Source organism: Bacillus sp. 179-C3.3 HS, assembly GCF_047229225.1.
Classification (GTDB): domain Bacteria; phylum Bacillota; class Bacilli; order Bacillales; family Bacillaceae; genus Bacillus.
The window spans coordinates 1-14,062 of the sequence record NZ_JBFEFT010000032.1 but is presented as its reverse complement, the minus strand read 5'-3'; the positions used below and the strand labels follow the sequence as shown (position 1 = coordinate 14,062).

Annotated in this window: 12 protein-coding genes; 7 read left to right on the top strand and 5 right to left on the bottom strand. The window is 38.7% G+C overall.

All coding sequences use genetic code 11. The features are described 5' to 3' along the window. Window positions 1-2: 2 nt before the first annotated feature. The 5 genes from mnmE to rpmH form a co-directional block, all read right to left on the bottom strand. Complete coding sequence (mnmE, locus tag AB1K80_RS16135; RefSeq protein WP_412857866.1) at window positions 3-1,382, bottom strand: tRNA uridine-5-carboxymethylaminomethyl(34) synthesis GTPase MnmE; 1,380 nt, start codon at window positions 1,380-1,382, stop codon at window positions 3-5. 402 nt (window positions 1,383-1,784) lie between these two features. Continuing rightward, window positions 1,785-2,408, bottom strand: coding sequence for an RNA-binding cell elongation regulator Jag/EloR (gene jag / locus AB1K80_RS16130; protein ID WP_412857865.1), 624 nt, complete (start codon window positions 2,406-2,408; stop codon window positions 1,785-1,787). Then, window positions 2,405-3,181, bottom strand: coding sequence for a YidC family membrane integrase SpoIIIJ (gene spoIIIJ / locus AB1K80_RS16125; protein WP_412857864.1), 777 nt, complete (start codon window positions 3,179-3,181; stop codon window positions 2,405-2,407). Before spoIIIJ ends, jag begins: the two co-directional genes overlap by 4 nt. A gap of 165 nt (window positions 3,182-3,346) precedes the next feature. Next, window positions 3,347-3,706 carry a ribonuclease P protein component gene (gene rnpA, locus AB1K80_RS16120; protein WP_412857863.1) on the bottom strand — a complete coding sequence of 120 codons (360 nt, stop codon included), beginning with the start codon at window positions 3,704-3,706 and terminating at the stop codon, window positions 3,347-3,349. A gap of 79 nt (window positions 3,707-3,785) precedes the next feature. Next, complete coding sequence (gene rpmH / locus AB1K80_RS16115) at window positions 3,786-3,920, bottom strand: 50S ribosomal protein L34 (RefSeq protein WP_081277122.1); 135 nt, start codon at window positions 3,918-3,920, stop codon at window positions 3,786-3,788. A 621-nt stretch (window positions 3,921-4,541) separates the two neighbouring features. Between rpmH and dnaA the strand changes: the two genes are divergently transcribed. The 7 genes from dnaA (at window position 4,542) to gyrA (ending at window position 13,672) form a co-directional block, all read left to right on the top strand. Further along, window positions 4,542-5,882 carry a chromosomal replication initiator protein DnaA gene (dnaA, locus tag AB1K80_RS16110; RefSeq protein ID WP_412857861.1) on the top strand — a complete coding sequence of 447 codons (1,341 nt, stop codon included), beginning with the start codon at window positions 4,542-4,544 and terminating at the stop codon, window positions 5,880-5,882. A gap of 198 nt (window positions 5,883-6,080) precedes the next feature. After that, complete coding sequence (gene dnaN, locus AB1K80_RS16105) at window positions 6,081-7,217, top strand: DNA polymerase III subunit beta (protein ID WP_412857859.1); 1,137 nt, start codon at window positions 6,081-6,083, stop codon at window positions 7,215-7,217. Between the two features lie 151 nt (window positions 7,218-7,368). Then, window positions 7,369-7,584: a S4 domain-containing protein YaaA gene (gene yaaA, locus AB1K80_RS16100; protein WP_412857858.1), complete on the top strand. Its 216-nt coding sequence runs from the start codon at window positions 7,369-7,371 to the stop codon at window positions 7,582-7,584. Window positions 7,585-7,600: 16 nt separating this feature from the next. Beyond that, window positions 7,601-8,713, top strand: coding sequence for a DNA replication/repair protein RecF (gene recF / locus AB1K80_RS16095; RefSeq protein WP_412857857.1), 1,113 nt, complete (start codon window positions 7,601-7,603; stop codon window positions 8,711-8,713). Between the two features lie 17 nt (window positions 8,714-8,730). Next, window positions 8,731-8,976, top strand: a complete 246-nt coding sequence (gene remB, locus AB1K80_RS16090) for an extracellular matrix regulator RemB (RefSeq protein ID WP_412857856.1) — start codon at window positions 8,731-8,733, stop codon at window positions 8,974-8,976. 57 nt (window positions 8,977-9,033) lie between these two features. Continuing rightward, entirely contained in the window at window positions 9,034-10,950 is a 1,917-nt protein-coding gene (gene gyrB / locus AB1K80_RS16085; RefSeq protein ID WP_412857896.1) for a DNA topoisomerase (ATP-hydrolyzing) subunit B, read from the top strand. Between the two features lie 226 nt (window positions 10,951-11,176). Continuing rightward, entirely contained in the window at window positions 11,177-13,672 is a 2,496-nt protein-coding gene (gyrA, locus tag AB1K80_RS16080) for a DNA gyrase subunit A (RefSeq protein ID WP_412857855.1), read from the top strand. Window positions 13,673-14,062 lie beyond the last annotated feature (390 nt).

Here is a 14,062-nt window from a genome sequence, read left to right as displayed (position 1 = left end):
CTTTACTTTCCTAAACAGAATTGAGAGAATAACTGATCAATCAAGCTTTCATGAACAGCATCTCCGATAATTTCCCCTAGCTGCTCCCAGCAGCGTGTTAAATCAATTTGAACAATGTCGATCGGTACATCCATTTCAATTCCTTCAAGTGCATCTTCAATAGATTGTTTTGCTGCTTGAAGAAGTGCAATGTGTCTTGTATTACTGACATATGTTAAATCTCCACTTTCAATTGATCCCGTAAAGAATAGTGATTGAATCGCCATTTCAAGGTCATCAATTCCCTTTTCTTGTAGTAGAGAAGTTGTAACAACTGGTCTATCCTTCGCAAGCTGTCTAACCTTTTCTATATCAAGCTTAGGCTCAAGATCCGTCTTATTCACAATCACAATGATATCCATACCTGAGACAGCCTCAAATAGCTTAATGTCTTCATCTGATAATTCCTCATTATAATTGAGCACAAGTAAAATCAGGTCAGCTTCTTTTAAGACCTGTCTAGATCGTTCAACCCCTATACGTTCAACAATGTCCTCAGTCTCACGTATGCCTGCAGTATCTACTAAACGAAGAGGTACACCTCTTACATTGACATATTCCTCAATGACATCCCTCGTCGTTCCAGGTATATCTGTCACAATCGCTTTTGTTTCCTGAACAAGGCTATTTAGCAAAGAAGACTTTCCAACATTCGGCCTTCCGATAATCACAGTTGATAAGCCTTCACGTAGGATTTTGCCCTGCTGTGAAGTTGTGAGAAGCGATTCTATTTCCTTTTTCACAGATGTTGCCTTCTCAACTAAAACACGATGTGTCATTTCTTCGACGTCATCATATTCAGGGTAATCAATATTCACTTCGACATGTGCAAGTGTTTCTAGAATCTCGCCTCTAAGACGTTTGATCAATCCTGAGAGACGCCCCTCCATTTGAGTCAACGCCACATTCATCGCACGGTCAGTCTTTGCACGAATCAGATCCATAACCGCTTCCGCTTGTGAGAGATCAATTCTTCCATTTAAGAAAGCACGCTTTGTAAACTCGCCTGGCTCTGCTAATCTTGCTCCTTCTTTTAAAGCAAGCTGTAATACTTTATTGACCGTCACAATTCCGCCATGGCAGTTGATCTCAATAACGTCTTCTTTCGTAAATGTTCTAGGAGCTCTTAAAACCGAAACCATCACTTCTTCAATCACTTGATCGGTACTAGAATCAACGATATGACCATAATGAATGGTATGAGAATCAACTGTACCCAGTTTTTTCTTCTTTGGACCCTTATACATTCGATCAGCAATTTGTACCGCATCCGGCCCACTTAAACGAATAATCGCAATTGCCCCTTCACCCATCGGTGTAGATATAGCTGCAATTGTATCCACTGCACATTCACCTCTATCTTTCCTTAATAGATAGTCCTTTATCTATTAAATGGACTTTGTCCATCTCTATATCAAAAACGCTTAATCCAAAATTTAAAGATACCACAAATGAAAAAGATGTGAAAGTACCGCAATATTCCTTATCCACAACTTTGCACCTTGTCTATTTTAACATTTAACTTATCCACATGTGAATAACGACGTTCTTTTCTTATCTTCACATCTTACACCTAAACCCAATAAAATTAAACGCCCGAATACCTCTACTACATGGTGAAAATGACATTTTTTATTAAAAAGGCATGATAATTTGATAGAAATACAAGATAATTCTTCATCAAAAGGTAATTTTCACAATAAAAAAAGACTAAAATCCAGTCTTGCTGAATCTTAGTCTTTTTGCTAATTTTTATAAAACACGACAACATGGCGTTTGCTGCCCGTGTCTTCAGAAGTCGTATCAATTTTTTTAGAAAACGCGGAAATCGTATCATGAACGATTTTCCGTTCATTTGAAGGCATCGGTTCCAAATGAATCGTATTCTTCATTTTTAAAACACGTTTTGCTGTTTTAAGTGCATATTGCACAAGTGCTTCTTGACGCTTCTTCCTGTAATCTCCAATATCAATCATCACATGACAATATTGATCAGAATATCGATTAAACACTAACTGAACCAATGTTTCTAAAGAGTACAGTGTTTGTCCCCTTTTTCCAATCAATAAAGAGTTTTTATCTCCGTCAATGTGAAAAGATACCTTTTTCGCTTCTTTTTTGGAAACAATTTTTGCTTTAGGATCAATCTTTTTGACAATTTTATCTAAATACTGTGTAGCTAATTTTAGCGCATCACGCTTTTCTATTAACTTTACAACAGCTTGTCTTTTACCGATTAGTCCTAAGAACCCTTTGTTCCCTTCATCTACTATCGTAATATCTACTTCGTCTCGTAGTAGTTGAATTTGTTCCAATCCGGAATCTACTGCTTCTTCGATTGTTCGACCGACAGCAGTTACTTCCTTCATTTTTTATTCCCGCCTGCTTTTTCTTTTGTATCCAATTGGACTTGAGGTGTTTTAATCAATAATGTTTGAATGATCATGAAAATGTTACCTACCACCCAGTACAATGAGAGTGCTGCAGGGAAGCTAATTGCAAATACCGCAATCATGATCGGCATGACCCAAAGCATGATCGCCATTTGTGGATTGTTAGACGGATTTCCAGCCATCATCAGCTTTTGCTGAATGAAAGTTGCTACACCCGCAATTATTGGTAAAAGGAATAATGGATCTGGACTGCCTAAATCAAACCATAAGAATGTATGCTTCTTAATTTCAGTCGTTCTCATAATTGCATGATAAAATCCGATTAAAATTGGCATTTGAATTAGAATTGGGAAACATCCTGCCAATGGATTGACGCCATTCTTTTGGAATAGTGCCATTGTTTCTTGCTGAAGCTGTTGCTGTGTTTTTTGATCTTTCGAGCTATATTTTTCACGAAGTGAAGTTAATTCTGGCTGAAGAGCTTGCATTGCTTTTGTACTTCTCAATTGTTTAATCATTAAAGGTAAAATAAGTAAACGGATTAAAATGGTTACGATGATAATCGCAATACCATAGCTATTTCCAGTCAACTCTGCCATGTACGTGATTAATTGGGATAGAGGGTAAACAATATACGAATTCCAGAAACCCTTACTATCTGATGTAATTGGTTCATTGATTTCTGTACACCCTGCCAACAAAACCAACACGCCAATCAAGCTAAACATTAGTAATAATCGCCTTTTCAACAAGATTCCTCCTAATTACTTCAAACTTTATTTTGCGTTGAAATTGATTACGAAAGTAATTCACCTAATCAGTATGGTAACATTTTTTTATAACAAAGTGGTGGTTTGATTTCATTCCCCAAATGAAGGAAGCGCTTTTAAAATTTGGTCCAACGAAAGTTGCTATTACGAAGATTTTTCCCGTTGTTTTTGATAAACAGCGGATTTTCTAAATAAATGTTGGAGAGATTTCTTAGTTTCCTCAAAGGTCAGTTCACTCGCTGGTTTTCGAGCAATCACAATGTAATCTTTTTCTTGCTTTAATTTGTGACCTTCCTCCAAAAACACCTGACGAATCAACCGTTTAATACGGTTTCTCATCACTGCATTTCCAATTTTCTTGCTAACAGAAAGCCCCAGGCGAAGTTCATTTTGGTCTGGTTGATCCAACTGGTAGATAACAAATTGACGATTTGCCATCGATTGCCCTTTTTTGAACACTTTTTGAAACTCTTCATTTTTTTTTAGCCTGTTTCGCTTCTTCATCTTTTCTTCCACTCCGATAAAAACTGACAGTTCATTTTACGATTTTATGTAAAAAAGACCACTGACATTATTCAGTGGCCTAAGCTGATAATTTTTTTCTACCTTTGCTGCGGCGTCGCTTGATAACTAGACGTCCGTTTTTAGAACTCATACGGCTGCGGAAGCCATGAACTTTACTACGCTTACGGTTATTCGGTTGAAACGTTCTTTTCATTTATGACACCTCCCTGAGGAATAGCTGTTTAAGACAGTCTAACTCATTATATTTGTGTAACCCATCAATTGTCAATATCACAATGATAAATCTCTATTATCAACCTTATAAGCATAACACAAGTTATCAAGTGAAGAAACCTTCTTTTTCACTTTCCAGCATTTTTATTCTTTTATTCCTCTCAAATAACCTTCAAAACAAGGGTGTGGATAGTTTTCCGGCAATTTTAGACTATCCACACCCATTATCGACATTTTTTTCACACAAATAACCTATGTGGATAATTATTTTTCAACAGGATGTAAAGTATGTGGATAAGTTTGCATCACCCATTGCACCATCTTGTTTATTTTGATATTATATTTGTGTTTTAACTCTTAATTACTTATCTGACCCTTTTAAATTATCCACAATCTGTGGATATCCTGTGGAAAGTTAATACACAGGTTGTTGAATTAATTATCCACAACTTGTGTAATTTGTCGAAAAGACGATTTTCTACTATATTAATTGTTTTCAACAATGTATGTGCACGAGTAGTATGACCATTTGCTCTTTTTCGTGTTCTATAACAGTTTGATATTGGTCATTTTAACAAGAAAAGGAGGGGGGAGAAGCCTTATGGAAAATATTTTGGATCTGTGGAACAAAGCACTTCAAAATATAGAAACAAAATTGAGCAAACCTAGTTTTGAAACGTGGATGAAGTCGACAAAAGCTCATTCTCTTCAAGGGGACACGCTTACAATTACCGCACCAAATGAATTTGCTAGAGACTGGCTAGAGTCAAGATATCTTCACTTAATTGCAGATACGATCTATGAATTGACAGGTGAAGAGCTCAGCATCAAATTTATTATTCCTCAAAATCAGAATGAAGAGGAAGCCATGCCAAAGTCTCCAATTAAAAAAATATCTAGAGAAGATCCTGTAGAAATTCCACAAAATATGCTGAATCCAAAATATACATTCGATACCTTCGTCATTGGTTCAGGAAACCGCTTTGCACATGCTGCTTCGCTTGCAGTAGCAGAAGCGCCAGCAAAAGCTTACAATCCGCTCTTTATTTATGGGGGCGTTGGTTTAGGTAAGACTCACTTGATGCATGCGATTGGTCATTACGTCATAGACCATAATCCATCAGCAAAGGTGGTCTATCTTTCATCTGAAAAATTCACAAATGAATTTATCAACTCAATCCGTGACAACAAAGCTGTCGATTTCCGGAATCGCTATCGGAATGTAGATGTGCTTTTGATAGATGATATTCAATTTCTAGCAGGAAAAGAACAAACGCAAGAAGAGTTTTTCCATACATTCAACACACTTCACGAGGAAAGTAAGCAAATCGTCATTTCTAGTGACCGGCCACCGAAAGAAATTCCGACACTTGAAGACAGATTACGCTCTCGATTCGAATGGGGCTTAATTACAGATATTACCCCGCCAGATCTGGAAACCCGGATTGCAATATTACGAAAAAAAGCAAAAGCAGAAGGCTTAGACATACCGAACGAAGTCATGCTTTATATTGCAAATCAAATCGATAGCAACATTCGTGAACTTGAAGGTGCTTTAATCCGTGTGGTTGCGTATTCTTCTTTAATTAATAAAGATATTAACGCTGATCTAGCAGCTGAGGCTCTAAAAGATATCATTCCTTCTTCAAAACCAAGAATCATCACGATTAAAGATATTCAAAGAATTGTAGGGCAACAATTTAATATTCGATTAGAAGATTTCAAAGCAAAGAAGCGTACCAAATCCGTCGCTTATCCAAGACAAATCGCGATGTATCTCTCTAGAGAAATGACAGATTCGTCTCTTCCAAAAATCGGTGAAGAGTTCGGTGGACGTGATCATACGACTGTCATTCATGCCCATGAGAAAATTTCGAAACTAATAGTCGAAGATGAACAGCTTCAGCAGCACATCAAAGAAATCAAAGAACAATTAAAATAAGTAAGTCCCTGTTTTATTAGTACGGGAAAATGTGAATAACTTTGTCATAGTCATACACAGTCTGTCCACATGTGGATAGGCTGTCTTTCCTTTACTTTTGCTGACTTATCCACATATTCACAAGCCCTACTATTACTTCTACTATTTTTATTTAAAATAAATATATATATGTCATTACGAAAATTTAGGAGGACCACTATGAAATTCACGATTCAAAAAGATCGTCTTGTTGAAGGTGTCCAAGATGTATTAAAGGCTGTATCTTCTAGAACAACGATTCCTATTTTGACCGGGATTAAAATTGTTGCATCAGATGAGGGTGTATCTCTTACCGGAAGTGATTCTGATATCTCGATTGAATCTTTTATTCCTCAAAGAGATGGTGATTTAGAGGTCATCACCATTGATCGTCCAGGAAGTATTGTGTTGCAGGCGCGCTTTTTTAGCGAAATTGTTAAAAAACTACCAATGTCTACAGTTGAAATCGAGGTAGAGCAAAACCACTTAACAATCATTCGTTCTGGAACAGCAGAATTTAATTTAAACGGCTTAGATGCTGAGGAATATCCGCATTTGCCGCAAATTGAAGAACACCATGCATTTCAGATCCCAACAGATTTGCTTAAAAACTTAATTCGCCAAACTGTTTTCGCAGTGTCCACCTCAGAAACACGACCTATCTTGACAGGTGTAAACTGGAAGGTTGAGAAAGGTGAATTAATATGCACAGCGACGGATAGTCATCGCCTTGCGTTAAGAAAAGCCAAGTTAGATATTGGTGAGGATAGCTCTTACAATGTGGTGATTCCTGGAAAGAGTTTGACAGAGCTAAGTAAAATTCTTGATGACGGTCAAGAGCTTGTGAAAATCGTCATCACTGAGACGCAAGTTCTCTTTAAAGCACAGAACGTCTTGTTCTTCTCACGTTTGCTAGACGGGAATTACCCTGATACGGCACGTTTGATTCCACAAGAAAGTAAGACCGATGTCGTTGTTAATACAAAAGAGTTTTTACAAGCGATTGATCGTGCGTCACTTTTGGCAAAAGAGGGACGTAATAACGTCGTCAAACTCTCTGCCGACCCTGCACAAAGTCTTGAAATTTCGTCAAACTCTCCTGAAATCGGAAATGTGGTTGAAACAGTTCAAGCGGATGAAATAAAGGGGGAAGACTTAAAGATCTCCTTCAGTCCGAAGTATATGTTGGACGCATTAAAAGTGTTAGAGGGAACGGATATCCATGTAAGCTTCACTGGTGCAATGAGACCGTTCCTATTACGCACACCGAATGATGATTCAATTTTGCAATTGATTCTTCCAGTAAGAACTTATTAATTTGATCAAAAATGGCTGCTGTGAGATTGCACAGCAGCTTTTTCTCCTCAATTTCCATGCTTTCTTTTCATTCCAAATCGCTTCCCCCTTTCCTTCTTGTCTTGTTTTTTAGTACAATTAGATATTAGTGATATTGAAAGAGGTCGATACAATGCCTAATCCGATAACCATCGAAACTGATATGATTACATTAGGACAGTTTTTAAAATTAGCCGAAGTCATCCAATCTGGCGGAATGGCGAAATGGTTTTTAAGTGAACATGAAGTGGTCATCAATCAAGAGCCAGATAATAGACGGGGACGTAAGTTATACCCAGGAGATGTTGTCACGATTGAAGGTTATGGCACATTTCAAGTTGTGAAATAGAAACGGGTGACAATACATGTACATTCAAAGTCTGGCGTTAACTTCATACCGAAACTATGAACACACCGAGCTTCAATTCGAGAATAAAGTCAATGTCATGATTGGTGAGAACGCCCAAGGTAAAACGAATTTGATGGAAGCGATCTATGTATTGTCGATGGCAAAGTCTCATCGCACGTCAAATGATAAAGAACTTATCCGATGGGACCAAGACTATGCTAAAATAGAAGGTAGAGTCATCAAAAAAAACGGCCCGCTCCCTATGCAGCTCGTGATCTCAAAAAAAGGGAAAAAGGGAAAAGTCAATCACATTGAACAACAGAAGCTCAGTCATTATGTTGGTGCTCTAAACACTATCATGTTTGCACCTGAGGACCTGAGCCTTGTGAAAGGCAGTCCGCAAATCCGTAGAAGATTCCTCGACATGGAGATTGGACAAGTTTCTGCTGTCTATTTGCATGATTTATCGCTCTACCAAAAAATCCTCTCGCAGCGAAATCATTACTTAAAACAATTGCAAACAAGAAAGCAGACAGATCAAGCGATGCTGGAGATTTTAACAGAGCAGTTGATTGATGCAGCAGCGAAGGTAGTCAAAAGACGACTTGCGTTTACAAAGCAGCTTGAAAAATGGGCGCAGCCGTTGCATTTGGGAATTTCAAGAGAGCTAGAAACACTCACGCTCCAATACCAGACCGCGATCGAGGTATCAGAAGCGTCAGACTTGTCGAAAATAAAGAGTAGCTATGAAGAATCGTTTCAGAAACTAAGGGACAGAGAGATAGACCGAGGAGTGACACTATGGGGGCCTCATAGAGATGATCTTCTTTTCTTTGTGAATGGTCGGGATGTTCAGACATATGGGTCTCAAGGGCAGCAGAGGACAACAGCTCTTTCGCTAAAACTTGCGGAAATTGATCTGATTCATGAAGAAATTGGTGAATATCCGATTCTTCTACTCGATGATGTGTTATCTGAACTCGATGATTACAGACAGTCTCATTTGCTCCATACAATTCAAGGACGTGTACAAACCTTCGTCACGACAACAAGTGTTGAAGGAATTGATCACGCCACACTGAAAGAAGCGGAAATTTTCAGAGTAGCGAATGGAAAAGTAATTGACTGATAAATGAGGTGTGAGACTTGTATATTCATTTGGGGGATGATTGTGTTGTTTCTACACGAGAGATTGTCGCAATTGTTGATTACAAAATGAGGTCATCTTCTGTTGTAGAGGAATTTCTTCAAAAACAAGAGGAGCAAATCATTTCGTTGTCGCAAGGAACACCGAAATCTATTGTCGTCACAACTGAATCCATTTATTACTCTCCTCTTTCCTCAAGCACGCTCAAAAAACGTGCTTCATTTGTGATTGAAATTGAAGTCTAAAAGCTCAATTCATATAAATATATCGTTTAAGAAAAGTGTAGGTGAATGTACGTGGCAATGGAACAGCAACAGAATAGTTATGATGAAAATCAGATACAGGTGCTTGAAGGACTAGAAGCTGTTAGAAAACGTCCAGGAATGTACATTGGGTCAACCAATGCGAAAGGACTTCACCATCTCGTATGGGAAATTGTCGACAACAGTATTGATGAGGCATTAGCTGGATATTGTACAGACATTACAGTGCAAATTGAAAAAGATAATAGTATTACAGTCAAAGATAATGGCCGAGGTATACCTGTTGGCATCCATGAAAAAATGGGACGTCCTGCAGTAGAGGTAATTATGACGGTTCTCCATGCCGGCGGTAAGTTTGATGGGAGCGGTTATAAAGTATCTGGTGGTTTGCATGGTGTAGGGGCATCTGTTGTAAATGCGTTATCTACTACCTTAGACGTGACCGTTTACCGCGATGGGAAAATTCATTATTTAGAATTCAAACGTGGCGTTCCAGTTGGAGATTTGAAGGTTATAGGGGAAACAGATATAACAGGTACAGTCACTCATTTTGTACCAGACACAGAAATCTTCACAGAAACGATTGAATATGACTACGATACACTGGCCAACCGTTTACGTGAGTTAGCCTTCTTAACAAAAGGCGTTAACATCATCATTAAAGATTTACGTGAAGGACAAGAGCGGAGTAACGAATATTGCTACGAAGGCGGTATTAAGAGCTATGTTGAACATTTAAACCGCTCGAAGGAAGTCGTTCATGAAGATCCGGTGTATATCGAAGGTGAAAAAGACGGTATCACGATTGAAGTTGCTTTACAATACAACGATTCCTATACAAGTAATATTTATTCTTTCGCTAACAATATCAACACGTATGAAGGCGGAACGCACGAAGCAGGATTTAAAACTGGGCTTACCCGTGTCATCAATGATTATGCACGTAAAAGTGGCGTATTTAAGGACGGAGACGCAAATTTGAGCGGTGAAGATGTGCGAGAAGGCTTAACAGCTATTATCTCCATCAAACATCCAAACCCTCAATTCGAAGGACAAACGAAGACGAAGCTCGGAAACTCAGAAGCAAGAACCATTACTGATTCTCTTTTCTCAGAAGCGCTTGAAAAATTCTTGCTAGAAAATCCTGATTCTGCGAAGAAAATTGTAGAAAAGGGACTCATGGCAGCTCGCGCAAGAATGGCAGCCAAAAAAGCAAGAGAGCTCACTAGACGTAAAAGTGCTCTGGAAGTCTCTAGCTTACCTGGTAAATTAGCAGATTGTTCGTCGAAAGATCCATCTATCTCTGAGTTATATATCGTAGAGGGAGACTCTGCGGGTGGATCTGCTAAGCAAGGACGAGATCGTCACTTCCAAGCCATTTTACCGCTAAGAGGGAAGATCCTAAACGTTGAAAAGGCACGTTTAGATAAAATTTTATCGAACAATGAAGTTCGTTCGATGATTACGGCATTAGGGACTGGCATTGGTGAAGAGTTCAATTTAGAGAAAGCTCGTTATCACAAAGTTGTGATCATGACGGATGCCGATGTTGATGGTGCCCATATCCGCACATTACTCTTAACATTCTTCTATCGCTATATGCGTCAGATTATTGAAAACGGTTATGTGTATATCGCACAGCCACCGTTGTTTAAAGTGCAACAAGGAAAACGTGTCCAGTATGTGTATAACGACAAACAACTAGATGAGCTTTTAAAGTCGCTTCCTCAAACGCCGAAGCCAGGGCTTCAACGTTATAAAGGTCTTGGAGAGATGAATGCTACTCAGCTTTGGGAAACAACAATGGATCCTAGTGCGAGAACACTTCTTCAAGTCACACTTGAGGACGCAATTGATGCTGATGAGACATTTGAAATGCTAATGGGAGATAAAGTAGAGCCGAGACGAAACTTTATCGAAGAAAATGCACAATACGTGAAAAACCTCGATATTTAGATAGGTCCCTGAGAACAACCTTATTTCTTGTTTAGAATAAGGTTGTTTTTCAAGAATCAGGGCTCTGAAATAAATTTTTTGGTTTTACGTTTCGTTGATTTTCTAGTAAATAAATGTGTATAAGGCCAAGATTATTGATATAATGAAGAATAGTCTTGTGAAGTTAAATACATATTTTACTCCCACATAATTTATTTCATGTGATACGTAAAGGGAGGTTCTTATAGTGAGTGAACAACAGACACCAAATGTACGTGAAGTGAATATCAGTCAAGAAATGCGTACATCCTTTTTAGATTATGCAATGAGTGTAATTGTTTCGCGGGCATTACCAGATGTAAGAGATGGATTGAAGCCTGTGCATCGGAGAATTTTGTATGCGATGAATGACCTAGGGATGACAAGTGATAAACCATTTAAGAAATCTGCACGTATCGTTGGGGAAGTTATCGGTAAGTACCACCCTCACGGTGATAGCGCTGTTTACGAAGCAATGGTTCGTATGGCGCAAGATTTTAACTATCGGAATATGCTTGTCGAAGGGCACGGGAACTTTGGTTCAGTCGATGGAGACGGTGCGGCAGCTATGCGTTACACCGAGGCACGACTATCTAAGATCTCTATGGAGATTCTCCGTGACATCACAAAGGATACGATCGATTATCAAGATAACTACGATGGCAGTGAAAGAGAACCAGTTGTGATGCCAGCTAGATTTCCGAACCTATTGGTCAACGGGGCGACAGGTATAGCGGTCGGAATGGCGACAAATATTCCACCTCACCAATTAGGTGAAGTAATTGATGGAGTATTGGCGATCAGCCAAAACCCAGAAATAACAACACAGGAACTAATGGATATCATTCCAGGTCCGGATTTCCCAACTGCGGGACAAATCATTGGCAGAAGCGGTATTCGTAAAGCATATGAAACTGGGCGCGGATCTATTACGTTACGTGCAAAGTCAGACATTGAAGAAATGTCTAACGGTAAACAGCGTATTGTCATCAATGAAATTCCATATCAGGTCAATAAAGCTCGTTTGATTGAGAAAATTGCGGATCTCGTTCGTGATAAAAAGATTGACGGCATTACAGATCTACGTGATGAATCAGATCGTAACGGCATGCGGATTGTCATAGAACTTAGAAGAGATGCGAATGTCCATGTTCTATTAAACAATCTTTATAAGCAAACGACACTCCAAACCTCATTTGGAATCAATTTACTGGCACTTGTTGATGGACAACCTAAAGTTTTATCACTGAAACAATGCCTTGAATACTACCTTGAGCATCAGAAAGTCATCATTCGCAGAAGAACAGCATATGAGTTGCGTAAAGCAGAAGCGAGAGCTCATATTTTAGAAGGTTTAAGAATTGCGCTTGATCACTTAGATGAAGTAATCTCTCTCATTAGAAGCTCTCAAACCGCTGAAATTGCAAGAAATGGTTTGATGGAAAACTATAGCTTGTCTGAAAAACAAGCACAAGCCATTCTTGATATGCGACTTCAGCGCCTAACAGGCTTGGAAAGAGAAAAAATAGAAGAAGAATACAAAGGACTTTTGGAATTGATTGCTGAATTGAAAGCCGTTTTAGCAGATAATGAGAAAGTTCTTGAGATCATTAGAGAAGAATTACTAGAAATCAAAGATCGTTTTAATGATACCCGCCGTACTGAAATTGTGACAGCAGGTATTGAAACGATTGAAGATGAAGACTTGATTCCTGTCGAGAACATCGTGATTACGCTGACTCATAACGGTTATATCAAACGTCTTCCTTCATCTACGTACCGTAGTCAAAAACGGGGCGGTAAAGGTGTCCAGGGAATGGGGACCAACGAGGATGATTTCGTTGAACAACTGATCTCAACATCGACCCATGATACAATTCTCTTCTTCTCTAATAAAGGGAAGGTTTATCGTGCCAAAGGGTATGAAATTCCTGAATTCGGACGAACGGCTAAAGGAATACCAATCATTAACCTTCTTGAAGTAGACAAAGGGGAATGGATTAACGCTATTATTCCTGTAAGCGAATTTGATGAAGATTCCTATCTCTTCTTTACAACGAGACATGGTGTCTCTAAAAGAACGTCACTGTCTCAATTCGCTAACATACGAAACAATGGTCTTATCGCATTAGGCCTACGTGACGAAGATGAACTAATGGCCGTTCGCTTAACCAATGGAGAAAAGCAAATCATCATTGGAACGAAAAAGGGCATGCTGATTCGTTTCCATGAGACAGATGTACGTGAGATGGGACGTACGGCAGCTGGAGTCAAAGGAATTACACTTTCTGAAGATGATATCGTTGTAGGAATGGAAATCCTTGAACCAGATGCAAACGTATTGATTGTCACTGAAAAAGGTTATGGCAAATTAACGCCTGAAAAAGAATACCGAGTTCAGAGTCGTGGTGGTAAAGGTCTTAAAACGAGTAAGATCACTGAAAACAACGGTCCGCTTGTCGCAGTGAAAGCAACCAATGCTGAAAATGAAGAAGACCTTATGATTATTACAGGGAGCGGTGTCATCATTCGAATGGCCGTTTCAGATATCTCCACTACAGGACGAGTAACGCAAGGTGTCCGTCTCATTCGTTTAGGTGATGATGAGCATGTCGCAACAGTGGCATTAGTTGAACAATCACAAGAAGACGAAGAAGAAAACATAGAAGAGAATGTCCAGGAAGATCAAGAACAATCAGAGTGAAAAAAAGCCGGTGAGTAGCCGGCTTTTTTTTATTTTAAAAAAACATCAATTTTTTTAAAAATATAATGCTTTTTTCATAGATATGTGTTAATCTTTCAAAGGAGCAAAAAGAGGCTCTATTTTTTATCTCTTTTTCGTAGCTAGAACATTTTAAAGAAATGAAATATTTTCTTAGAAAAGTATTGACTGCTAATAGAGATATATGATATATTTAAGTGGTCGCTTTGAGAGAGTGGCAAACAAGTTCTTTGAAAACTAAACAAGACAAAACGTACCTGTTAATTCGAGTTTTTATAAAAAATCCTATGATGAATCATAGGTAGTCAGTCAAACTGACGAAAAACAAAACTTCGGTTTTGTACTTTTTCGGAGAGTTTGATCCTGGCTCAG